At 41.4% G+C, this 25960-nt stretch carries 12 protein-coding genes and 1 pseudogene; all 13 read left to right on the top strand.

All coding sequences use genetic code 11. The annotated features are described in order from the left end of the window. Positions 1-442 precede the first annotated feature (442 nt). On the top strand, positions 443-2077 hold the full coding sequence (locus tag TOL5_RS12655) for an HNH endonuclease (RefSeq protein ID WP_221260383.1): 1635 nt from the start codon (positions 443-445) through the stop codon (positions 2075-2077). A gap of 78 nt (positions 2078-2155) precedes the next feature. Continuing rightward, positions 2156-2740: a class I SAM-dependent DNA methyltransferase gene (locus TOL5_RS12650; protein WP_221260382.1), complete on the top strand. Its 585-nt coding sequence runs from the start codon at positions 2156-2158 to the stop codon at positions 2738-2740. Next, a pseudogene (locus TOL5_RS22720) lies at positions 2733-2881 on the top strand (HNH endonuclease); the annotation flags it as partial. The gene TOL5_RS12650 and the pseudogene TOL5_RS22720, both read left to right, overlap by 8 nt. A 389-nt stretch (positions 2882-3270) precedes the next feature. After that, positions 3271-6846, top strand: a complete 3576-nt coding sequence (locus tag TOL5_RS12645; protein WP_019384240.1) for a hypothetical protein — start codon at positions 3271-3273, stop codon at positions 6844-6846. A gap of 5 nt (positions 6847-6851) precedes the next feature. Continuing rightward, complete coding sequence (locus tag TOL5_RS12640) at positions 6852-10835, top strand: hypothetical protein (protein ID WP_221260381.1); 3984 nt, start codon at positions 6852-6854, stop codon at positions 10833-10835. Positions 10836-10870: 35 nt separating this feature from the next. After that, positions 10871-11872, top strand: coding sequence for an HNH endonuclease domain-containing protein (locus TOL5_RS12635; protein WP_416378533.1), 1002 nt, complete (start codon positions 10871-10873; stop codon positions 11870-11872). Positions 11873-12006: 134 nt separating this feature from the next. Continuing rightward, positions 12007-12873, top strand: a complete 867-nt coding sequence (locus TOL5_RS12630) for a WYL domain-containing protein (RefSeq protein WP_221260380.1) — start codon at positions 12007-12009, stop codon at positions 12871-12873. Between the two features lie 10 nt (positions 12874-12883). Further along, positions 12884-13495 (top strand): DUF1819 family protein, encoded by a 612-nt coding sequence (locus TOL5_RS12625; RefSeq protein WP_221260379.1) that lies wholly within the window; start codon positions 12884-12886, stop codon positions 13493-13495. A 16-nt stretch (positions 13496-13511) separates the two neighbouring features. After that, positions 13512-14087 carry a DUF1788 domain-containing protein gene (locus TOL5_RS12620; protein WP_002010699.1) on the top strand — a complete coding sequence of 192 codons (576 nt, stop codon included), beginning with the start codon at positions 13512-13514 and terminating at the stop codon, positions 14085-14087. 41 nt (positions 14088-14128) lie between these two features. Continuing rightward, positions 14129-17809: a BREX system P-loop protein BrxC gene (gene brxC, locus TOL5_RS12615; protein WP_221260378.1), complete on the top strand. Its 3681-nt coding sequence runs from the start codon at positions 14129-14131 to the stop codon at positions 17807-17809. Positions 17810-17855: 46 nt separating this feature from the next. Continuing rightward, positions 17856-21383, top strand: coding sequence for a BREX-1 system adenine-specific DNA-methyltransferase PglX (gene pglX, locus TOL5_RS12610; protein ID WP_221260377.1), 3528 nt, complete (start codon positions 17856-17858; stop codon positions 21381-21383). Next, positions 21383-23311, top strand: coding sequence for a DUF262 domain-containing protein (locus TOL5_RS12605; RefSeq protein ID WP_221260376.1), 1929 nt, complete (start codon positions 21383-21385; stop codon positions 23309-23311). The genes pglX and TOL5_RS12605 overlap by 1 nt, the downstream gene beginning before the upstream one ends. Next, the gene (gene pglZ, locus TOL5_RS12600; protein WP_221260375.1) at positions 23308-25932 is read left to right on the top strand and encodes a BREX-1 system phosphatase PglZ type A; all 2625 of its coding nucleotides are present in this window, start codon (positions 23308-23310) and stop codon (positions 25930-25932) included. Before TOL5_RS12605 ends, pglZ begins: the two co-directional genes overlap by 4 nt. Positions 25933-25960 lie beyond the last annotated feature (28 nt).

Here is a 25960-nt window from a genome sequence, read left to right as displayed (position 1 = left end):
TAATCATAAAATTTGACCAATTGAATTTATGCACATAAGATAAAGATGTTACAGCAAAATCTGTGACCAGGCGTGGAAACCTGAATTTACTACAGAAGCAGTAAACCGCTTTGGCGGTTTTTTGCGTTAACTATGTTTAGTCTATCGTAATGGTAGGCCAAGCAGGGCAGTCTATGACTGGCCGTCTTCTGTAGTACGGTATTTCCACCCCTGTTTGGCTTGCCTCCATCTCGTGGAAAAGTTGGAAGCTTGTTTGTAATTAATTACTACAGGAACTAGACATGAACACTTTCTATAATATCCTTTATTTTCTCCAAGCTATTTCTTCTGTTCTTAAAGAATAAAATTTTCGAAATAAATTTTCGTCATGTTTAATTAATTTTACTTTTATAAATTTCGTAATCTTACGAGATATAGAGAAGTATTGCCTAGAGAAAATAAAATGGCCCGTACTAAGCTTTTAACCAATATTATTCAAAGAAAAATGATGGTGCTTGACGAAATGTCGCACTCAAATCTGCACCATAACTTTGAAATATCACTTTATGACTTCGCCAACCATGAGATTCTAGAAAAACTATATAAAGCAGACAATCAACGCTCCACAGAGTGTTGGAGCCCTGCTGAAATTCAGGAGTTTATTCTAAACTGTTTGAATGATCGTAATGTCAATTTATGCGTTCGCTATTGGAAAGATGCTGCTGGTAATATTTATATCATCGATGGTGGGCACAGGATTTCAATTATCTATGCTTGGATCAAAAGATACTTTATTGATGAGCAAGTAATAGGAGCCCCGAAATTCACGGCACCACAAAAACGAGATATTCGTCAGATTCGTAATCGATTAGGTGGATTAGCTGATTTTCAAGAGTTATGTAGCGATTCTGAGTTTCAGCAAAAATTAAAATCAACCAAAATTAATTTTATTGAAGTCATTGGGACACCTGAGGAAGCTCGAAAAGCCTTTTGTTCAATCAATTCGGATACGAAACGATTAGATCCAGATGAAGAATATCATTTACAAAATAGGGGGAGTGATGCTTTTTATGTGATTTATGCGTGTTGTTATATAAACGATAATAAATCCAACTTGGCTGAACTGAATTACGAGCGGATAAATGAAGTGATCACTTTGGGTGAGCAAATTCATGATCATCTTTTTAAGATAATACTTTTAGAGCCGGATTTAACACACGGTAAAAAAATCGGCTTGGTCAATGAACTCCTGAATATCATGTTTGGTGATACTAGTCAGAATACTGTGAATATAGACCAAGGTCAGCGTGTAGAAAATTTAATGCTAAAACTTAGAGTTGTGCTGTGTCGTATCGCTACACCACCAATTAGTATTCGGATTCCAAGTTTGGGCTTACACCCAAAACTATATTTTTATAAAGATAATCGTTTTCAAGTGACATCCTTTTTGGCTTGGTTCTCTATAGTCTTTGAAATTGAAGAAGATTGTTTTGAAATACAGAATAAGAAGTTAGATTTTATTGGTTTTACCCGAGCACGCCGTGGTGTTGAAAGTTTAATTGAAAAAATTCCTGTAGCGATCAAAGAAACTGTCGGTAAGTTTGGTAGCGGGATCAGATCATATGAGCGATTGAAGAACGTGTATCAAGCCTTTATCTGTATTGGACTCAATATGGATTTAGATTTTGAAGATGAAGTTTGTTTGAACACCGTCATTCTTTCAATGAGTCAATCATTTGATTATATTAATTTTAATGCTTTTTACCTTGATCGTTTTGGTGGTGATTATGATGAGAGCATTGTGGATGATGTTGTGAGCTTTGTGAAATCAGTAAGACTAACAAAGAAGAAAAAACCTCTAAATTTTTCACTCGCGACCAAAAGAAATCTTTATCAAAGTGAGGAAAGGAAAACATGGAGCTATTGTGAAGTATGTGATAGTGCTCTATACCTTGAGTCGACTGAGGTAGATCATCGAGAATCGAAAGCAGAAGGTGGTTATGGTGTTTTAGAAAATGGAGCAATTATTCACCCGATATGTAATCGTTTTAAGTCAGATCGTGCTTTGGAAGAAGTAAGAGCAGATTTATTTGACTAAAAAGATAAGGGAGCAAATGCTCCCTTATCTTTTTGTTTTTTAGTAGACTGAGTTTAGTTTTTAGCCTAAGCAACCAATATGAAAACAATAGACTATTACAACCAATACGCAGATCAATTTTTACAAGCCACGTTGTATGTGGATATGGAAAGCCTATACCAACCATTTTTAGCTGAGTTGCCAGATTCAGCACGCATCCTGGATTTAGGCTGTGGCTCAGGACGTGACAGTTTGGCTTTTAAAAATAAAGGCTATCAAGTTGATGCTATCGACTATTCTGAAGTATTGGTCGAACGAGCGAGCCAACTGACTGGTATCGCTGTTCAGCAGCAAAGTTTTTATGAGCTTGATATGCACGATGTTTATGATGGGGTATGGGCATGTGCCTCTTTACTACATTGTGCTCGTAATAGACTCCCTGATGTTTTAAAACGTATTCATGCTGCATTACGCCGTGGCGGTGTGTGCTATATGTCTTTTAAATATGGAACAGCAGATAGAGAAAAAGGCGGTAGGGCGTTTACTGACTTAAATGAAGAGCAGGCTCAGGAATTGTTAGACCAGTTGAATGGGGTTAGGGTATTAAAACAGTGGATTACAGTAGATCAGCGACATGATCGACAAGAAAAATGGCTGAATATACTTTGGGAAAAACATGCCTGATTTTATTCTTACAGCTCAAAAAAATTGAAATTCTTAAAAAATATCCAACTGGTTCTATAGTCGGAGAGTTTTAGTGGTCATTATAAATTTGCACTATTGATTATTCTCAAACGATTAGCTATTGAAAAATGGCAGGACACAAGGACTACATAACTGATTGGGTGTGGCATTCGAATCATGAAAGACCACAACAAGCTAACAAAGGAAGATCACCTTTAATGGCTGCTTAACCTCTACTTATAACTTCGGTTATTTATAGGCTACCGAGGATTCCATGGTTTTTAATCCGCGTCTGTTTATGAAGTCATTTTACTGTACAAGTTTCCAAGTTATATAGAAAATTATGGTTATCAATATGATTTAATTACTCCCATAATATCAAGATATGTGTGGCGATTTAAGAAATCTCTAAATAACTTATATTTACATTCTTAATTAAAAAAAATATGATCAAAGTTCAGACAGAGGATTTTGATATTTAATAAATATAAAAAGACCTCTTAGTGCCAACTTTATCATGGAAAAACTTAATGCAATTAAATAACAATGGTTCTAGTACAGAACTAAGTACACTCGCACCTAAAATAATTCTTTCCCCTTTATTAAAAGCCATGGTGGGGACTCTTAAAAACCATCAATCAGATCATTTCTTCAATTATTATGGGCCTTCTCATAATTTGCATTTTGATGCCACCGCTTTTGTGTCTGCAGTATTTAAGCAGATCGGGACTAAAAACGATTCAAAGCCAATTTATAACATCATCAAAGATATTCAATTATTACCTGAAGATTCAAAACTCAGAATAAGCACTTTATTTGATAAGGAATCTGAAGCTAAAACTGCCCAGACCTATCGTGATTTAGACCAAGTGATGTCTGAAATTGTTCAGCAAGTACTTCAAAATGCTCCGACAGGTATGGCACTGAATTTTCTCAACCAATTCTTAGGCGATCTCAAATATTCTGATCCAGTGATTGCCAAAAATTCTCAGTATCCTATGCAAGTCAAAGGACAATCTAAAGTAGCTTCTTTGCAATATACAAACGACTTAAAAGCAAAAGATGGCGAATTGCGACTGTTTACTGTAACGGAAGAACTCAGCAAACCTAAATGGGTGAAAGAAGTTCGTGATGCTATTAAAGCCATCGTGAAACAGTCCTACTCAGCTGGCGAAAAGATGCCATTAGAGGTTGCTGAACGTATGGAGGAAATTCTTGATGCTGAATGTTCAGTTGAAAATAACGACATCCAAAATTTACTTCATTTTGTAGAAACTAAAGCACTACCACGAGCACGTATCCGAAATTGCTTTAAAATAATGGAGATCATTGCTGATCACATTGAGCAGAATGAACGAAATGAATTTAAACGTGAAGCTGCTGTTTCTTATATCCGTAAAGCAGTCGCTTTTTTTGAGATTTTCGGTGATCGAATTGCACCTTGGAATGATGAAACGACTGAAGCCATTAAAGACTATGGCATTGATTTTGGTGCTATCTACGGCGCTGTAGGTAAAGTTGATTTTAATGCATTACTAGCTTATGTAAATGCAACAGACGCATTACCAATTTGGGTAAAACCAAAAATTGAAATAAATGATAGTCGTCATGAGGATAAGGAAGGGCTCTCTCTAAAACGTGAAGTCACTTATGCCTTTCGGGTGAATGGTGAGTTTGTTAAAGAGGAAAAGGTAAGTTCCTTTAACTCTAAGTTGCGGATCAATTATAAGACAGGCAAAGGATATCGTTCGGACACGGATACCATGCTGACTGCATATGAAGCTCGTCTGCATACTATCAATAAAGCATTGCTGCTGAAGGATATTGTGGATGATAAAGGTCAGCCGATTTCTGAAGAACGATTAAGCAAAGAGTGCTCAGATCGTGTTGCTCAAGTAGAGATGTTCCAGCTCATTATGATGTACTTCGTCCTATCTGGGGCAGACATGAAGATTTCAGATTTTGAAGGGGCATTCAATAAACTGGTTGATGCATTCAAGAATCCTCAAAAAATCCGACTTAACCTTACTCGTATCTTAGACGAAAAGCTCAATACCGAAAAAATGCATGAGCGAATGGAGGCGATCACGTCTACGATCACTACGGCGCTAAAAGCGAATCTGGATTCCATCATTAGTGAGATGGAAAAGGATAGTAGTCTTAAAACCGTACTCTACATCCTTCCAAGTATTGTGAATCTAGATGTATTCAAGAGTTCAATTGGTGAAGATTCGGAACAGTTCTTTAGTATATTTAAGGGTAAAGAATCGAACTTTTACAGCTACATCTCGATGGTGGATGCTAGCCGTAAAAAATTGGCGAAAATGAGCCAAGACGAAATCATTCGAAAGAATGATTATGCTCGTAAAGCCCTAAGCGAGATTGAGTTTAATTCCACACTGAAAATTCGAACGTTGGTACCGATTGAGAATCCTAATACCGACCTAGATCAATTTGATGTCGCTCGTAATCTGAATATTCCTTGTTTACCAGTATTGATGGTGCCGACCAACAAGAAGGTCAGCGACAATGGGCTGCCACATTTTTATCATCCTGATAGCTTAAGTTATGACAACTTGTTATCTAAATACAAGGTCATGATTCATTATTCATCTAAGCTATTTCGATTGAGTGACCTAAAAGGCGGCCATGCTCAATTATGTTTGGATGAAAAAGAAAATGCTTTGATCATCAGTACGTCATGTTTTTCGATTGCGATTCATCTATTCCTTAAACATCTGATTAAAGAAGTAAAAAATCAACTGGGTATTGAAGAGCGCTTATATGTACCTGTAATGCGAATTGACTCAGTTGATGAACATGAGAATGAAGAAAAAGCCCAATTTCAAAGGAAATCAAAAAAGATCCAAAAAGGTGGGTTTAATCCTGAGTGTAAACGAGCGTATGCAACCGCTTATACCCTTGAGAAGTTGCTGAACAATGATAATGCTATTGTGAAGGTACAGGGCCTTAAGTATCAACCAGATCCTATGCCTTATGGTAATCAAAATGGTGAGCGAGTTTGTGCCCCGGTGAACCTCGCAATGGATAAAACAGTGACTTACCGTATTCAGGCTGCAATTGAAGCACTGTCAGGATATTCAGAAATCATCATCCCATTTGAGGGCACTAAGGATAAAATTGCCTGTATTAGCTATAACTCTCGACCTGAGAATGATGTGGAATTTAAGTATCAGCATCAGAAGGATTTGCTACTTCTTAAACCAGATTATGGCTACATCTGCTACGTCTATACACTTGAGCGTATCAACGATAAACAAGGTCGCTTATCACTACAGAAGGTCAGTCATGCCCCAGTTGCTGAAGATAATCTGAGAACAAGTAAGGCGATGCACCGTATCATCGAAAAACTGCAGTCAGATGGTTTTGAAGATGTTGTATTGCTTTCACACCATTTTGCGCAGCGTAAGATCGGTAAGACTGAAACCAGCAACTTGATTCATGAAAGTGAAAGTGCTTTGGATCAACTTGATCAGTTGTTCCCGAATATGAATTTCTATCCATTCCAGTCTGATACGATCCCAGCACTGAGCTTAAAAACCAGTGATAACAGTCGTGTCTATGAGGTACCGCACCATCAGTACCATACGGCGATTATCAATCAAAAAGAATATAAACAATCCTTGTCCGTATATAGCTTTGCGACTAAACGTACTGTGGGTGTTCGTACTCAGAATGGTATATGTTCGTATTTCTATATGCTAACCAGTCAGGAGCATTCGATTCATAACGATAAGCGAATCAGATTGCACAGTAAAATTATTGATGTGAATGATTCCAATGAAATGAAATCAATTCGCTCTGTATTGCGTGGTCTGCATTACTTTGAGTCTGAACGTCCTACAGCTGGCAAAAACTTCACTCCGGTACTTGAGCCTTCCCATATTCGTGGCACCACTGGCATTCAAGAGCTTGGTGAAGTCATCGTGTCGAGTCGTCTAAATAAAGGCGAAGTCGTCATGAGTCTGCCAGCCTTAATCGGCAAGCTCGAAGAATACGTTATTCTGAAGAATGAAGACTTGATTGATCCAATCGAGCCGATTCCAGAGGGAGCTGAAGAAATTTTAGCGACTGATGTGGAGTAAGCGCCGTGGTGAACAATGAAGCCAAAGTTTGGGGCGAGGTTTATGAGATCGCTGTTAAACGTGGTTCGATTATGGCTTTGCTTGATGCAAAGCTATTATCAGCCAGCCATCCTGTAGTAGCAGAATGGAATAGTAAACAGATTGCTGATGTCTTTCAGGAAATGAAGGAAGCGCTATATAGCGATGTCATTAATGCCGCTATCCATGAAAATATCGAAAGCTATTTTCAGCAATTGATAAAAACTGGATTCGGGCATGGTTATACCAATACTCGTGAGTTTCTAAGAAAGATCAAGCCAAAAGGTATTTCAAGGGCTAAAACGGCGAATGCAAGACCAAATTGGAGCTTATCTGGCATCTGGTGTCCGCTGACAATGCCGAACGATATAACCCAGACCATTGTAGATGACTACACAACTGAGGAAGAACATATTGCTATTAAAGCCTTCAAGGAGAAGGCGTTGGAAACATGGAATCAACAATTCAGTCTTACCCACGCTAAAATGTTTGGTAAGGGTATGTTTGGTCGTGCTGATTTCTTGGCGGTAATCAAAGTCAAATCCAACTATCATGTGCTGGTTCAGGAATATTCATTATTTTACGTTTTAGGTGAACCAGAACAATTCAACGCCAAGGATTCTTGTACATATTTGCAAGAGTACAAGCGTTACATCAAACATTCTGAATCCCAAAGTGTTTTCTCATACGTGAATGCAGAAGCTCAAGAGATCCCATTTAAGTTCTCAAAAAAACTACGTGAATACTTGAGAGCCTATGTCCGTAAGGAAAAAGTCCTATTTAAGATGGCGCAAGGCTGTTCGTATGCAACCACTTTTGTTGATTCTTTTAAATGGCAGTTTGAACAAGATGACATGCCAAATATTCGTCTGAGTGTGATGGCGATCACCAGCCGGGGAAGTGAGTACATCTCTGCTGAATTTGCGGATAAAGATAAATCACCAGAGCTGGAAATTATGTATCAGCTGGGCAAGGAGTATCAGGATAACGTTCTGAGTCTGGACGATATGGATGAACGCACGAAACTGCAAGTTGAGATTCTGAATTATCTGGTGAATGAACCTGTCAAAAACATCTCGGAAATCGTGTCCAAAAATATTAGCGATATTTCCTACGGTCAGGATCTTACTTTCACTATTACTGAAAGGCTTAAGGATTTTGTGAATCCTAACCAGCCACTGGCTTTAGAGTGGGTTTTTGACTTGATAGATCGGCAAGTCGATGACGAAGACCATAACCAAAAACTTAAAGAGATGGTGCAGGCTGAGTTTAAAACAATTCGTAAGGGAAAAATTGAGAATAAAACTTCATTCACCTTACGTGATTTGCATAAATGCGCCGTAGTACTGGCACTGAAGGAAAGTAAACAAGGTCGGGTGAATTTCATCTGTTTGACTGGTACGCCGGGGATTGGGAAAACATCGAGCGTTAAGACCTTGTTGGTAGATTTGGAAGGGTTTTTCTTCTTCTACGCCAGTCCACGAGTGTTGATTAACGATGATGTGGTCAGTGATTTATCTAAAATATCAGCTACGATTACCAGTAACAGTGATGTGGTGACACAGGCACAGCAAATCTATTCGAAGATTCACAATACGGATTGTAAGGTGAATGCTCGTGGTGCCGCTATTGTGGGTGGTGTTGAAGATATGAAGATAGATCATGGCTCAAGTGTTCTATTGTTCAAACAAGATGAATACCGGAAGATCAAAGACCTGGAACAGAATGCAAATGCCAATAGACGCTATGCCAATACCTCAGAATCTAAAATTACGGCAACCAATAAGAAGTTTGCCAGAGTGTTTGATTCATTAGGGGAAGCGACCCAGCAATTGCTTGGGTTCCATCCAGAGCTCAATAAACTGACGATGACTGTAGCAAGTCAGGCATTCATGCCATATAACACCACACCAGCTGGACCACGAAACCCAAGGGAAAACCAAAATAAAACTGTGGCAGCTTCCAGTTTGGATGGGCTGGAAAAAATGTTCCAATACAAAATCGATAAGAAGCCGACAGAGGCCAAAATCGAACGGAGAGAGTTTGCCAAAAAGTTCCCTAACATTGTGGTGATGTTTGATGAAATTACAGGGGATTCAGGCACACGTACTTTTATCAATGAGATGCTGAAATTCCTTTCCAAAAACTTCATTGAACCGTTTCAAGGTAATTCACCATTTACGGTGACTGTGATTCTTGCTGATGCATCCCTCAGTAATGTGAATGCAATCCAGAACTATATGAAGAAACAGGATCAGTTACCAGCAAAAATGTTCATCTCTCCATCTTTGGGTAATTTCCCATTCAAGATGCAGACTGCAGATCTGGATGATGGTAACTCTGTTCGTTCTAGTATCCATATCATGGCGAACTGTTACCCGGCAAGTGATCTTAAAATCCAATATATGCTCAAGCAATACGCCGTAGTCCCTGAAACAGATGATTTTGGATTGGATAAGAACCTGACTCATCTATTTCGCCAGAAAGCTGGGGAAAGGACTCAACAGACTGCTATCGAGCTTATTCAAAAGAATCTTGAAGATGGTAAAAAGCAAGTTATCTACTTTGCTCAGGATAAAAATGCATTGGCTGCACTCAGAGATGCATTAGTCGATGAAGGAGTGGTTGAACGCTCTAAGATCGGCATTTTTGATAGCCAATTAATGGGATACCACCGTTCAGAATTGCTTGAGCGCAAAGATACATTGCAAGTCGTACTGATTACTTCGACTGCAGCTAGGGGTATTTCGTTCCCGAACTGTGATTCAATCATTGCTGCCATGCCTCGTTTCGCAATTGAAGCCTCTTTAATGGAAATCGCCCAGCTTGTTTACCGGGGACGTGGTGGATATTTGGATAAAGAGAAAAATGAGTGGGTCAACGGCGATGAACGTGATCGTCTGCTGACGATTCTGGTAGAAGATTTCTACTTGGTATCTAATGATGAAACTCAGACAGAGCTTGAATATAAAGTTAAGAGCTCATTGGATATGCTCTCAATTTTCATGCTTATTCGTGGGACTTTATACACTCGTATCACTGGGGATGCTGGCTTCAAAAAAACTCAGATTGCCATGATCCCAATTGGTGAGGTGAAGGATAAAGCCAGTGATAAACCGGGTTTAGCTTCTTTGATTAGGGATTTTATGAAGGACGTGAATAGTGTTCTTTATAAAATTGTTGCAACTGAAGGTGAGTTGGTAGGTAGGCTTAAGGCTGTGGTAGAGAAGGCCCAAACGGTTTACTCAGCAAATAAGCTCAGTTCCACCTATAGCACTAAGACCAACAAATACCGAAGTTTTTACACACCTACATTAACACCTGAGTTAAAAGAACTTCAGTTCTACGAGAAATGGTGCCGGGACAATCATTCGCTTAAGTCCAGATTACTCACTATTAGCGATCAGGAAGATGCTTTGACCATTCCTGAAAATATCTATATCTGTGGGCCTATGATCATGGAAGATCGCTCGAACTTTGGTAATAAGGAGTCTTTCGATATTGCCAATGATAATCTCTCACAAGATTCTTTAAGGAAATTCCGAAATGAGTTAATCGCCCTGCAGAGAAGATTCCCACAGTTGAATGTTTACAAGAACATTCAAAAGCACATTCGGGAAATTACGAATATGATTTCTTCTGTTCTTGAGTCAGAAACGGATAGCTATACAAAGGAAGTTGAGCAACAGGGAATGATGCGTAAGCTCTGGGTGACCTACCCGGTAGCGGCAAACGAGCTGGTTAAACTTAAAGATAAGAGCTTTGATAAAGACTGGTTTGATGCATTGAGCTTTGAGCTGAGAGTGAGGAATGCAGAGTTTCCGGTAATGCCAGAATATCGGGATCATCCATTTCGTGGTACTCAGCAATTATCAGGGCATCCAGTGTTTGAAAGGTTGTTCGAGCAGACAAATTTCATGCTTTGTCGTGAATTAAACTTGGTGAATACTTTGACTATGTTTAATGAATGATTCAAATTATATTATCTATTTAGTAGAGGATTAATGTGCATATACCTACTGCACAAGAACAACTTAAATTTCTAAAAAATATTCAGCTGATTTTACAGTCGGGTAGTTTTAGTAGCACCTATAAATTTGCGTTGCTGATTAGCCTAAGCCGATTAGCTATTGAAAAAGGTGAAGATTCAGGTGAGATTCTATCACTCGAATATACGGATATCGCTGAGAAGTTTATCGAGCTGTATTGGAAGCAAGCAGTACCCTATACCTTTAATGATGAAGGGCAGCTGATTTTAAATCAGAACAATGGTAAACAAGCTGCCATTGTGAATCGCATTATACAGCTTCGGCAAAGCTACTCTTCTTTGGGGTTATTAAGACGAGATTCATTGGTGTGGTTGAAGCTAGTTAAAGATGTCGCTCGCACTGTAAAAGACATGCCAGTCCGCTACTTGCAAAACATCAATGGTGAAAATTTTGAGTTTTTATATCAGCTTGATCGGTGTGGAAAGCAGCTTACCCTTTTGCCTCAAGTCATGTTTTGCTTACGACAGTTTAGTGAAATCATCGAAGAGCTTTGCCAGAAACGTTGGATTGACTATATCCGTAAGAACAGCAGCAATGCAGCCATCTTGAATCAATTACCTAATCTTGAACAATTCATGTTTGAGCCGAGTAGAAACCAGTTGAATGCGGTAGCAAATGTATTGGTCGATCTACAGGACTGTAAATGCTTCTACTGCAATAAACCGATGCGCAATGGCAATTACGCCGTTGATCATTTCATTCCATGGTCTATGTATCCATCAGATACAGGTCATAATTTTGTGTTGGCGGACTCAAACTGTAATTCTAAGAAAAGTAATTTGTTGGCATCAAATGAGTTTTTGCATAAGTGGCAAGAACGTAACGAAGAACAGGATTTGATTATTGTGGATCGAATTTCTGTACTTGGTTTTTTAACAGATAAAGAGCGGTCACATAGGGTGGCAGAGTGGGCATATGCTCAAGGGAAAGAAAATAATTATTTACTGTGGACGGGGTAAATAATAAATAAGTCATGAATCTCCTAAGATTAGACTAAAAAAATTAAATTATTTTTGAAAATACCGTAAAAAATGTTTACTGTACATTTGCTGTGGGGTAGTCTTAGAAATCTTATTTATTGACTGATTGGTATATGGCGACAGATAAGCATGAAGTGCTTCTTAGAATGCGGGCGATCGAGCTCCTTGCATACTGGGAAGGTCGTTTGGTTACCAATCGTTTGATGAGCTGGTTTGGGCTCAGTCGACAGCAGGCTTCTGCGGATATCAAGCGTTACAATACGCTGTATAACTCCGATGCCTTGATTCATGACCCCTCAGTCAAGGGTTATGTGCCTAAAGCCAGTTTCCAGCCTGTACTGACTACAGCGCATATCAATGAATATCTCAATATGTTGTCAGGTTTGGTTAGTGAATCGCATGCCCTGATTGCGATGCCAGAACCGAATCTTGCAGCAGTTCAATTACCTGATCGCAGTGTACGTCCTGAAGTGATTCGGGAAGTTTTGCGTGCCTGCCGCAACCAAAGTACTTTAAAAATGATTTATGCCTCCATGCAGAATCCGCAGTGGCATGAACGCATGATTTCCCCACATACCCTGGTGTATACCGGTTTTCGCTGGCATGTCCGTGCCTATTGCCATCAGAGCAAGCAGTTTAAGGACTTTTTACTCTCCAGAATTGATCGCACACCTGTTGTGGTAGCGATTGAGTCAGTAGACCCTGCTCAGGATCAGCAATGGCATGAAGAAATTGTACTGACGCTGATCCCTAATCCAAAATTGAATGAAGCTCAAAAAGCGCTGGTCGAAAAAGACTTCGGCATGCCTGATGGCAGATTACAGATTCCGGTGAAAAAAGCCCTGGCTCACTATACCTTGCAGCGCTATCAGGCCGCGATCACGCTGGCTGAGGCGGATGATGCCTTGAAATATCCCTTGGTACTACAACGCTCAGATATCGAAAAGCTGTCGTCTTACCTGTTTGATCAGGCCTCATAGGAGATTGGCCATGTTAGAACAATTTCATTATGACAGTGACCTGATTGGTGGCTCCCTGATGGTGCGTGAAAGCCGGCTGATCGCGGATCTGTTATTACGAGAAGCGACTCCAGAAATATGGCATCAGGCCATTCAGGTTGACAATATTCTGCAAAAAAGAACGCCTGCTTCAGCCCAACGTAACGCCACTGCCATTCGTAAGCGTCTTGAACGCTTAGAGCCTGATTTCTGGAAAGCTTTGCGTGATGGGGATGATGAGCTGGCGACCCAGGTGGCTTTTTGTGGGGCACTGGAACGCAACCTGTTGCTGCTTGAGTTTATGGAAACGGTGATGAGGGATGCCTATATCTCCCAGGCGCAATACTTGGACAGTTATATCTGGTCAGACTTTCTGGATGAGCGCTCACAACGCGATCCGGATATCTGCGAATGGAAAGAGTCCAGCAAGAAAAAAATGGGGCAGGTGGTGTTTCGCATGCTGGCAGAAGCCGGTTACTTAAAAAGTACCCGTAAGCTGGAGTTACAGCGCGTGATCGTCAGAGCAGAGCTGCGTAGCCTGTTGGAAGAACATTATAAACAACGCATTAAAAGATCTATAGAAGTGTCGCTATGGACGCGGTAGTTGTAGAGGGGCAGCAATGAGTCAAACAATACATGAGCGTCTGAACCAGATTCCAGAGCGAATTCTTTCCACCGAGTTTCTCACCGGGCAAGGACTGGGCAATGAAATTGGCTTCTGGATTTTTGATTATGCACCTGAAGATGAGTTGAAAGTGCGCGAATATCTGCATTTTCTAGACGGGATGCTGGAGAAAAAACACAGTCAGCTGAAGGTGGTGAATATCAACCTGCTGCAAGCCGTGGTGGATTATCTGGCTGAGCGTAACTTCATCGATAAAGCCATTCAAATGCAAAAAGCAAAAGGCGATGAAGCGCTGCTCAAAGCCTTAAAGGGCCCACTGCATATGGATAAGTTCGCGCCTTATCTGGTGAGTAAATATGCTACCAATGCGCAAGATATTGTGTTGATGACTGGGGTAGGGTCGGTTTGGCCACTGTTACGTGCCCATCACTTATTGAATAGTTTGCATTCGTTACTGGGGCATAAGCCAGTGGTGCTGTTTTACCCAGGCTATTACGACGGTCAAGCGATGAGTTTATTTGGAAAAATTCCAAGTAACAATTACTACAGAGCATTCAGATTAGTGCCTTAAACACGGCAAATAGAAATAAGAATTCGGGGGAATGGATTGAGATGAACATTAAAGAACTTTTTTACAAGCCATTAGATCGTGCGATAAACGGGGTGGTCAAGGCAGACCAGAATGACAATACCACGGTTTATCAGGAACTCGATGAGTATGTGGTCACCAATGAACTGGAAAAGCATTTTCGTGACTTTTTCCAGTCTTATGGTACAGACCTGAGCGATCCTTCGATTGCCAACCGGGTCGGCGTATGGATTTCAGGCTTCTTTGGTTCAGGTAAATCACATTTCCTGAAAACCTTGTCGTATATTCTGGCCAATAAAGTGGCACGTGATGCGCAAGGTAACGAACGCAGTGCTGCAGAATTCTTTGATGAAACTAAAATCCGCGATGCATTTATCCGTGCCGATATTGGCAAGGCCGTCAGCCATCATGCCGATGTCATCCTGTTTAACATCGACAGTAAAGCCAGCTCCAATGATGATGGCAATCCTATCCTGAATGTGTTTTTACGGGTGTTTAATGAGTATCAGGGTTTTAGTGCTGACCATCCACATATTGCCCATATGGAACGTCATCTGAGCCAGAAAGGCGTCTATGAACGCTTTAAACAGGCTTTTGAAGAATCCAGCGGCATGTCTTGGCTAGAAGAACGTGACGGATATCAGTTCTATCAGGATGATGTCGAAACTGCGATTTCTCAGGCACTCAACCTATCAGCAGAAGCAGCGCATAAATGGTTTGAGGATTCTGAGCAGACCTTTAGTGTTTCGGTTGAAAACTTCTGTCAGTGGGTGAAAGAATACCTAGACAGCAAAGGACCACAGCAACGGATGTTGTTTCTGGTGGATGAAGTGGGGCAGTTTATTGGCAGCGATACCCGTTTGATGCTGACCCTGCAAACCATTACTGAAAACCTGGGTACGATCTGTAAAGGCCGGGCCTGGATTATCGTCACCTCACAGGCAGACATCGATGCTGTTTTAGGTGAGATGTCTTCTTCCAAAGCCAATGATTTCTCCAAGATTGCTGGACGTTTTAAAACCCGTTTATCGCTGTCCAGTTCAAATACCGATGAAGTCATCCAGAAACGTTTATTACGTAAAACCCCAGAAGCTGAAGCATTGCTCAGATCGGTGTTTGAGCAAAAGGGTGATATTCTCAAAAACCAGATTACCTTTGACCGTTCAGGCCCAACCCTCAAGAACTATGAGGGTCCAGACAGCTTTATCCATAACTATCCTTTTGCGCCGTACCATTTCCAGCTGGTGCAAAAAGTATTTGAAGAAATCCGTAAGGTCGGTGCGACCGGTGCACACCTGGCCTATGGTGAACGGTCCATGTTGGATGCGTTCCAGATGGCCGCCAATGCGATTGCTACAGATGAAGTCGGTGCTCTGGTTCCTTTCCACCGTTTCTATACTTCAGTGGAAGGATTTCTGGATACAGCAGTGAAGCGTACCATCGACCAGGCAGGGCAGAATAAGACCCTGGATGGTTTTGACGTACAGATGCTGCGTACCCTGTTCATGATCCGCTATGTCGATATCATCAAAGGTACCTTGGATAACCTGGTGACTTTGTCGATTGAGAAAATTGATGAAGATAAGCTGGCATTACGCAAGCGGATTGAAGAAAGCCTAATGCGTCTGGAAAAAGAGAGCCTGATTACGAGGAATGGTGATGAGTTCCTGTTCCTGACCAATGAAGAACGCGATATTACCCGCAAAATTAAAGCCACTGACTTAGCAGCTTCAGAAGAAAATAAAGCATTAGCCGAGTTTGTTTTTAAAGATTTACTGCGGGATCAGAACAAATACCGCCATCAGGCCAATAAGATGGACTATCAGATTGGACGTTTCCTGGATAGTCATAGCCTGGATGGCAAGTATGAGAGCGATTTAAAAGTTGAGATCATTTCTCCACTGGATACTGAATATAACCTCTATACCGAAGCTTTCTGTATTGGTAAAAGCGCCGAGGCCGAAGGGCAAGTGCTGTTTAAACTGGCAGACGATAAACAGTTTTTTAATGAGCTGCGCACCTGGCTGAAAACCAATAAATTTATTCGTTGGAATGATGATGGCACCCAATCGGATATCAGCCGTATCTTGGCAGACCGTGGCCGTGAGAACCAAGAGCGTAAAAAACGCCTGCGTGCCCGGGTCGAAGAAATGTTGCTGGACGCGGAAAGTTATGCACTGGGTCAACACCTACAACTTTCATCATCAAGTCCAACCACCAAGCTGGATGAGGCTTGTCGTTATTTGCTGGAAAATACCTATACCAAACTGAGCTATCTGCAAGTCTATCAGCAGGATGCCTGGCGTGAACTGAACGCCGTGCTGAGTGTAGATGATATGGCACAGCTCGGATTGTCTCTGAATGGAGGGCAGAGTAATCCAAAAGCCATGCAGGATGTCGAACAGTACATCTCACTGCGTGCAACTGGTACCGAACGTATTCTGGTGTCGGATGTGGTGGATCGTTTTGCTAAACGCCCTTATGGCTGGCCGGATGCCGAGATTTTACTGCTGGTAGGTCAACTGGCTGTGATGGGGCGGATTTCACTGCAGTTAAATGGTGGCAGCTTACAGTTAAAAGATGCCTTTGAGCCTTTACAAAACAGCCGCCGTCGCCGTGATGTGTCGATCATTAAAAAACGCCAGACTGATGATCAGGTGTTGAGACAGGCACGCCAACTGACCCAAGATCTATTCTCGGCTATGGGACCAGCGACAGAGAAAGAGCTATTTGAATTTTATATCCAAAACTTTAAAACTTGGTTAGCCAACTTTAAGTCGTATAAGAGTAAAACTGATGTCGGGCAGTTCCCGGGCAAGAAAGTGATTGAAAAATCGATTCTGACTTTGGAGCGTTTGCTAGCCAATAGCGACAGCTTTGATTTCTTTAAGGCCGTGGTCGAGAACAAGGACGACTATCTGGATCTGGAAGAAGACTATCGTGACATTCATGAATTCTTTAGTAATCAGATGCCAAGCTGGCAGCAACTGCAACAGGCCTTACGTCATTTTGAGAAAAACAAACAGGCGCTGGGCAGTGATGATGTGGCAAAAAAAGCCCTCTCCGAATTACATCGCATTTCGACCACTGAATCTCCTTACGGCCTGTTAAATAAAGTGGCTGATTTAGTTCGCACCGTGGAAAGCGTCAATGAGCAATTGTTGACAGAAAAGCGCAGTCAGGCGATAGAACACATTGATGACAAAATCAAGCAGCTGGAAGCCGAGATTAAAAACAGTGGCATCGCTACTGCTGAGCTGAGTAACAAGCTACTACGTCCGCTGCAATTGCTGAAAGCGGATATTGAAGTGGAAACTAGCCTATCTACCATCTATATGCTGCAAACCCAAACCAGCGTCGAGCGTTTTGATGAAGCCTTGTATGAGCTGGAAAGCGAAGTTCAGGCGGAAATCCAGCGTCAGGCCAAAGCGGCACAACTGGCTCAGAGCAAAGCCGATAGTGTAACCAACACTGCAATCACCTCCAGCCCAGCTACATCAACACCTGCTGCGAGTCCGGTACAGACTGTGACAGCCGTAGTGCCACCGAAACCAGTGGTAGAAGTTGATGTTGCTAGCATTTACAGCAAAACCTCCAGCAGTGTCTATCTGGAAACAGAAGAATCAGTGGATCAGTTTGTAGACACACTCAAAGCTGAACTGAAAAAAATCGTGAGTGACAAAAAGCGTGTGCGTATCCGCTAACAGGGCTTAGGGATATCGGCATCAGTCATTAATTAAAGGTTTAAAGATGAATACCAGTAATATTAAAAAATACGCACCGCAAGCACGTAACGATTTTATCGCAGCGATGCGCAAGCAGGCGGTCAAATATGGCATCACCGCAGACCGCATTTTACCGGCTGAACAGAAAGGCGACTTGCTGCTGATTGGCGATCAGGTTTTTCCGCTATCCGTCATGAAACCTCGTGACAAGCTGATCAAACGCATTCAAACCAGCAGTTTTGAGCAGACGATTGATTATATCGCTTACAGCTGGTTTAACCGTCTCTGTGCGATTCGCTACATGGAATGCAAAGGCTTACTGGATCATGGCCGCCGTGTATTGAGTAGTGCCGATGGTAGTGCAGGCTTGCCACAGATTTTGGAAGAATGTCTGGATATTGACCTACCAGGTTTAGATGCCAGCCGTGTGGCTGAACTGAAGCTGGATGGCAATAAAGACGAAGAGCTGTATCGGGAACTGTTACTGGCTCAGTGTCATGCGTTGAATCAGGTCATGCCACTCCTGTTCGAACAGGTGTCTGATGAATCTGAATTGCTATTACCGGATAACCTGACCAAAACCGACTCCTTGATTCGTGATCTGGTCAGCAGCATTCCAGAAGAAGACTGGTCGGATGTGCAAATTATTGGCTGGCTGTATCAGTTCTATATTTCTGAAAAGAAAGATCAGGTGATTGGTAAAGTCGTCAAGAGTGAAGACATTCCTGCAGCGACACAGCTATTCACCCCAAACTGGATTGTAAAATACCTGGTACAGAACAGTGTCGGTCGTTTATGGCTGATGGCGCATCCAGAAAGTACGCTGGCCAGTGAGTGGGAATACTATATTCAACCAGCGGAACAAAGTGATGAAGTTAATGCACAACTGAAACAGCTGATAGATGTACGCATTAGTGAAGATGGCGATACCTTAAACCCTGAAAGCTTAACTGTGCTGGATCCTGCCTGTGGTTCGGGGCATATTTTGGTGGAAGCCTATGATTGCTTAAAAGCAATTTACTTAGAGCGTGGCTACCGTAGCCGAGATATTCCACGTTTGATTCTTGAAAATAACCTGTACGGCATTGATATTGATACCCGTGCGGCACAGCTCTCAAGCTTTGCGCTATTGATGAAAGCACGTGAGGATGACCGCCGTTTATTTAGCAATCCACCGAAGCTGAATATCATTGCGTTGCAGGACAGTCAGCCTGAACGTTTAGAAGCATTCAGTCAGGATTTGGCAAACACTGGTATTGCGCAGGCGGATTTAAAAGAACTGCTGGACTTGTTTGAACATGCTTCGACCTTTGGTTCTTTGATTCAAATCCCTGAAGCATTCGCTAAAAAGCTGCCTGATTTAGAAACCAAGCTAAATACGGCATTAAATTTAGGCGATATCTTTAGTCAGCAGTCAGCACAAGAACTGTTACCTTTAGTCCAGCAGGCTAAATTACTCGCTAAACAATATGATGCTGTGATTGCCAATCCACCTTATATGGGCAGCAAAGGCATGAATACAGCACTTAAAGATTTTGCTAAGAAAAAGTTCCCAGATAGTAAATCTGATTTATTCAGCATGTTTATTGAGCGTGGTTTTGCATGGTGTAAGAACAGTGGCTTTAATAGCATGGTCACTATGCAAAGCTGGATGTTCTTATCGTCATATGAAGTGATGCGTGAAAAGCTGTTACAAGATAGAACTTTGTCTTGTATGGTGCATATGGGCAATGGAGTAATGGGAATTGCCTTTGGTACGGCTGCTACTGTCATGCTAAATAACCATGTTAATAATTATGAAGGTAGTTTTTCTTATTGTGAAAATGATGATGTAAATGAATTTGGCATCCCCAAACAATTCCCTGTACAAAATGAACGACTAAAAACAGCAAAACCAGATGATTTTAAGAAAATTCCAGGGAAGCCAGTAGCTTACTGGGTAAGTGATAATTTTCGCTTTGCTTTTTCTAATAATAAACCTCTTAATAAGTTTGCAATAACTAAACAAGGTATGGCTACGGGAGATAATAATACTTTCCTTCGTTCTTGGTTTGAAGTTAATAGTTTAATGGTGAATTTCAAGTGTATAACAAGAGATGAAGCTTTAAAAACTAAACAAAAGTGGTTTGGTTACAATAAAGGGGGAGCTTTTCAAAAATGGTACGGGAATAACGACATTGTCGTTGACTGGTATAATGACGGAGAAAATATTGAATCTGATAAAGCTAGAAGACTAGAATCTGGTTTGATTGAAAAGAAAAATAGTGAATGTTGGAATAAAGAATACTATTTTAGGGAATCTATTAGTTGGTCAAAAGTCTCTAGTGGTAATATTGCAGTACGATATTTCCCATCGGGTTTTATTTTCGATGTAGCTGGTTGTTCAGTATTTGCAGAAAAAAAATCTCTAATTATTTTACTTGGTATACTCAACTCTAATTTATCAAGAAAGTTTTTGGAGGCAATTTCTCCAACATTAAACTATGAAAAAGGTCAAATAGAGCAGCTCCCTATAATTTTAGAAGAAAATGCCGAATCAATAGTTAATAAATTGATAGAAAATACAAAAAATAATTGGGACACCTATGAAACCTCATGGGACTTTACTCAAAACCCAATTATCCGTACGGGGCAGCCAAATCTAGAACAAGCCTTTAATACATGGCAACAGCAAAATGCTGAAGCTGTGGCTGAGATGAAACGTCTGGAAGAAGAAAACAACAAGCTGTTTATTGAAGCCTATGGCTTACAGGATGAGCTCACTCCAGATGTACCAGATGCGCAAATCACGCTGACCCGTGCCGACCGTGAAAAAGACAGCCAGCGCTTAGTTTCTTATGCACTTGGTTGCATGATGGGGCGTTATAGTTTGGACGAACCAGGTTTGATCTATGCTCATGCAGGCAATCAAGACTTTGATGCCAGTCGTTATCAAAAATTCCCAGCCGATGCTGACGGTATTATTCCACTCACCGAAATGCACTGGTTTGAAGACGATGCCACCCATCGTATCCAAGAGTTCTTAACTGCTGTTTGGGGCAAAGAAACGCTGGATGCCAATATGCAGTGGCTGGCAGAAAGCTTGGATAAAAAAGCCAACGAAACCGCTGAAGACACCATTCGCCGTTACCTCGCCAGCAAGTTCTATAAAGACCACATGCAAACCTATAAAAAGCGCCCGATCTACTGGTTATTCAGTAGTGGTAAACAGGGGGCTTTCCAGGCGTTGGTGTACTTGCACCGCTATAACGAGAGTACTTTGGCACGTATGCGTACCGAATACGTGATGCCACTGATTTCAAAAATGGCAGCCTATGCTAACTCTCTAGAAACTGCCAAAGAAAACAGTGACTCGGCGGCTGAAATCAAACGTATAGAGAAAAAACTGCAAGACTTGCATAAGCAACAGGCAGAACTGAGTAGCTTTGAGGAAAAACTACGTCACTATGCCGATCAGCGTATTACTTTAGATCTGGATGATGGGGTGAAAGTCAATTATGGCAAGTTTGGGGACTTGTTAGCTGAAGTGAAAGCAGTGACGGGGGAAAAATAATGCAATTAAGAAGCCTAAATGAAATTTTTGAAAATCGACTGATTCGGATCCCTGACTATCAAAGGGGATATGCATGGCGTAAACAACAACTTAAAGATTTCTGGGAAGACTTAACCTTACTTGAAGCAGATCGTGTTCATTATACGGGGGTTATTACCTTAGAAGCAGTAGACCTTAAAACTTGGTCGAAGTGGGAAGACGATGAATGGCTGATTGATGATCTTGATTATAAGCCCTACTTTGTCGTAGATGGTCAGCAGCGATTAACGACAGCGATTATTTTAATACAGGCGATTATTGAAACTGTTCCTGAAGGAAAAAGTATCGCAAATCAGTTTGTTTCTGATTTAAAAGCCAAATTTGTTCAAAGAAAACCAACTGATGGGATTCGTGAAAGCTATATCTTTGGCTATGAAAAAGATAATCCAAGTGATGAGTTTTTAAGAACTAAAATTTTTGGTTTGCAGTCTCATACTAATCAATTGCAGGAAACGCTGTATACACGCAATTTATTCAATGCAAAGAAATTCTTTAAAGAAAAATTAGCGGAACTGAGCTTTGAAGAAATCACGGTTTTATATAAAAAATTGACGCAAAAACTGCGTTTTAACTTGTATGAAATTGATGATGAGATCGATGTATTTGTTACTTTTGAAACCATGAATAATCGTGGCAAATCCTTAACCAATTTGGAATTGCTGAAAAACCGATTGATTTATCTGTCGACATTATATCGTGACAATCAGGGGCGTTCTAAGCTTCGAAAAAATATTAATGATGCGTGGAAAACCATTTATGAGTATCTAGGTAAAAATCCTGAAAAACCTTTGCCAGATGATGAGTTCTTAAAGAACCATTGGATTATGTATTTCAAGTATAGTCGGGAAAAAGGGGATGATTATAAAAAATTCCTGTTGGATGAAAAATTTAATGCCCGTTGTATCACGCATCCAAAAAATGCCCAGGACGCTTTGAAAATTGAAGAGATTCAGGACTATGTAGCAAGTCTTCAACAGTCGGTTATGAACTGGTTCTATTTACATAACCCTTATTTTCCTGTAGGGAATAGTCTTTCTGATGATGAGCAATTATGGCTAGATCGTCTAGGACGTTTGGGTTTTAATGCATTTAGACCTCTAATCTTAGCTGCTTATAATACCAATACTCCTGCAACCAAGATCGCTGAGTTGCTGAAAGTTGCAGAGCGGTTTGCTTTTACTTTATTTAGTTTGAGTCAACGACGTGCCAATACAGGAGACTCAGCAATTTATGGTTTAGCACGTGAGCTTTTAACGGGGAGAAACTCAATCGATGCAACGATTAATTCAATAGAGGGATTAATCACACGATTCTTTGATCCACATAACTATTTCACTTATATCGAAGACAAATATAAGTTTAGGGATGGATTCTACTCATGGAAAGGTATTCGTTATTTCCTTTATGAATATGAACATTATCTCAAAGAGAAAGGAAAGAATCCTACAACCAAATTGATGTGGAATGAGTTTACTGAAAGCTTGGAGGGTTATGTAACTTTAGAGCATATCTATCCACAAAAAGATACAGATCCATACTGGGTTAGTAAATTTGGCCATCTTGATGGGCAACAACGAAAATGGCTTACACATTCTTTAGGTAACTTATTGCCATTGTCTCGTGCAAAAAATAGTAAATTGCTCAATCATGCATTTGACTTAAAGGTCAATGATGGAAACGGATGTGGCTATTTTAATGGTTCCTATAGTGAAATTGAAATTAGTCAGCCTCCAGTGGTGTGGGACCCAGATCAGATTAAGCAACGCGGTCTAAATCTACTGAATTTTTTAGAAAAACGTTGGAATATTCAATTAGGTGATGACAGCATCAAACTTAAGTTGTTGCATGTTGACTTTCTTACTTTCAATGTATTGGAAGAAAGTGCATGAATCTAGGTCAACTACAACAAGGTCTGGAACAAGCCTTTTATACTGAACAACACCGAATCGTCTTTTGGTACGATGCGGAACAGTCCTTTAGCGAAGAAGTAAAAGCTTTAAATCTGGGGGATGTCCAGATTCTGAATATGGCAGAAGAATCTAGTCTCGCGATTAAGCTTAAACTGGAACTTGAGGATCAGCAGGGCAAATACTTGCTGTATTTCCCAAGTGCTGAGCCTGAAACTGAAAAAGACTGGTTACTGGACATCAAGCTGTATTCACGCAGCTTCTATGCCGATCGTTTCTCGATTATTTTCAATGAGCTGGGTTTACAGCAGCAGAGTCTAAGAGAACAGCTGGCCAAACGTGAAGAATTCCTTAAAGCTAAAGCTCGTCTGAGTACATTGAAACGCTATATCCAGCCTGATGCAGATGTACAGGATCTGGATATGGCCATGATTGCGGCAGTGGTCAAGGCTGACAGTGCCGAGCTGATGCATATCGTTCTGGCACTGGCAGATGAAATGGTACAGCAGAATCTGGATCTGGAAGTGAATCCAGACTCCTTTGCTGAACTGGAAAAATTCCAACTTATGCCAGCTTTAGTCACAGCATTACAGGCGGAAATTGGTTATCCAGCATCGGTTGAAGAATTGAATGGGGAAGCATCATTTAAGCTCGGTACGTTCTTTATCCGTTTGATGACTACAGGTTTCTGTGAAAGCCTAGGTGATATACCGCTATGGGCTCAAGAACTGGTGATGTCATCTGTCAGCTCCCGTGCAACAGCCAGAGCCTTTTTGTCGCGCTGGAGAGACAGTTCTAAATACTACCCAACCTTCGATACGCTTTCCCAGACCGTGGCGAATGCACTGCGGATTCAGGAGAAGGTCGGGGCCTTTGATCTGGGACAGCTGCTGGATGTCATGACCTTTGAAGTGATTGAACAAAAGATCATTGTTGATTTGGCCAGTCATATCCCTGCAGCAACCAAAGCTGAACTGGAACATTTCAGAACGATTATTTCTACCCGTCTGGATGGTTATTGGGCTTCCAAACATAAGGATGATGCAACCCGCCGTCGATATCGTACCGTCTATACCGCTTTACAGGCGGCTATAGACCTGTTCAGTTTACGACTACAGTTTGATGCCGGTTTCTATTTCGACTCTAGCGAAGCCTTGTATAAAGCCTACGAGCTGGAGCTGTATCGTTTTGATATGGCCTATCGCCATTACAGTGCAGCCTCTCAGCGAGCTCATGTTGATATCCTGAAAAAACTCGATGAAGAAATCGAAAATTGCTATGCCTACTGGTTTATTGACCACTTGGCACGAAACTGGGGAGAGCGGATTGAAGCTGAACAACGCTTGAATGTCTGGAAAATGGCAGATATCCCAAATCAGCAGAACTTCTATGATATCCATGTCAGACCCTTACTGGGTTCTGCAACGAAACGCCGTATTGTAGTGATCATCAGTGATGCTTTCCGCTATGAAGCTGCAGTAGAGCTGCGTGATCGTATCAATGAAAAGCGTTATTCTGAAGCGACCTTGTCTTCACAGCTGGGCGTTGTGCCAAGTTACACCACACTCGGCATGGCCTCGTTATTGCCGCACCAGACTTTGGAGTACAAAGAGGCTGCAGGTGATGATGTATGGGTGGATGGGCAATCTAGCAAAGGGACTGCAGCACGATCCAAAATTCTGGCTGCCTATAATGGATTGGCGGTTACCGCTGAAACGGTAAAAGGCTGGTCGCGTGATGAAGGCCGTGAAGCACTTAAAGACCATGAGCTGATTTACGTTTATCACAACGTGATCGATGCACGCGGTGACAGCGCCTCGACAGAATCAGAAACCTTTATGGCGGTGGAACATGCCATTGAAGAACTGACCGAACTTAGCCGCAAAATTTTAATGCACTTTAATATTTCCACCCTATTGATTACAGCCGACCATGGCTTCTTGTTCCAGCAAAGTAAACTGGAATCTGCGGATCGTTCAAGCTTGACTGAAAAACCTGCCAATACATTGAAAAGCAAAAAACGCTATGTGATTGGGCATGGTTTACCAGAGAGCAAGGAAGCATGGAAAGGCTCAACCCAAGCCACGGCAGGCACACTATCTGCGACTGATTTCTGGATTCCAAAAGGGGCGAACCGTTTCCATTTTGTAGGAGGCTCACGTTTCGTGCATGGCGGCATCATGCCTCAGGAAATCGTAGTGCCTGTACTAACGGTAAAACAGCTGCGTGGTGAAAAGGCTGGACAGCGGACCAAGCGTAAAGTTGAGGTCATTTCTACCAAATCCACGCTGAAGATGGTCAATAACATCCAGAAGTTTGATTTGATGCAAACTGAAGCTGTCAGTGAGCTGGTCATCCCAGTGACTTTATCCATCGCCATTTATGATGGGGATCTCAAAGTATCTAGTGAAGAAACCTTAACCTTTGATAGCAGCACCGACTCTGTTGCGGAACGGGTAAAACAGGTCAGACTGTCATTGTCCGGTACTGATTTTGACCGTAAGAAAGATTACTTCCTGGTACTGAAGGACAAAGACCTAAATATCGAAGTGCAGCGCTATAAGGTCACCATTGATTTGGCATTTACCGATGACTTCTTCTAATAACGAATTAACGATAGAGCGTAGCCTA

Origin of the sequence: Acinetobacter sp. Tol 5 (assembly GCF_019702905.1) — a bacterium.
GTDB lineage: Bacteria > Pseudomonadota > Gammaproteobacteria > Pseudomonadales > Moraxellaceae > Acinetobacter > Acinetobacter bereziniae.
This window is presented reverse-complemented; position numbering and strand designations above follow the sequence as displayed.

Coding starts and splice junctions, on each gene's coding strand:
- TOL5_RS12620 (WP_002010699.1), top strand. CDS start 13,512: ATGAGTCAAACAATACATGAGCGTCTGAACCAGATTCCAGAGCGAATT.
- TOL5_RS12645 (WP_019384240.1), top strand. CDS start 3,271: ATGCAATTAAATAACAATGGTTCTAGTACAGAACTAAGTACACTCGCA.
- TOL5_RS12630 (WP_221260380.1), top strand. CDS start 12,007: ATGGCGACAGATAAGCATGAAGTGCTTCTTAGAATGCGGGCGATCGAG.
- TOL5_RS12605 (WP_221260376.1), top strand. CDS start 21,383: ATGCAATTAAGAAGCCTAAATGAAATTTTTGAAAATCGACTGATTCGG.
- pglX (WP_221260377.1), top strand. CDS start 17,856: ATGAATACCAGTAATATTAAAAAATACGCACCGCAAGCACGTAACGAT.
- TOL5_RS12625 (WP_221260379.1), top strand. CDS start 12,884: ATGTTAGAACAATTTCATTATGACAGTGACCTGATTGGTGGCTCCCTG.
- TOL5_RS12655 (WP_221260383.1), top strand. CDS start 443: ATGGCCCGTACTAAGCTTTTAACCAATATTATTCAAAGAAAAATGATG.
- pglZ (WP_221260375.1), top strand. CDS start 23,308: ATGAATCTAGGTCAACTACAACAAGGTCTGGAACAAGCCTTTTATACT.
- TOL5_RS12650 (WP_221260382.1), top strand. CDS start 2,156: ATGAAAACAATAGACTATTACAACCAATACGCAGATCAATTTTTACAA.
- brxC (WP_221260378.1), top strand. CDS start 14,129: ATGAACATTAAAGAACTTTTTTACAAGCCATTAGATCGTGCGATAAAC.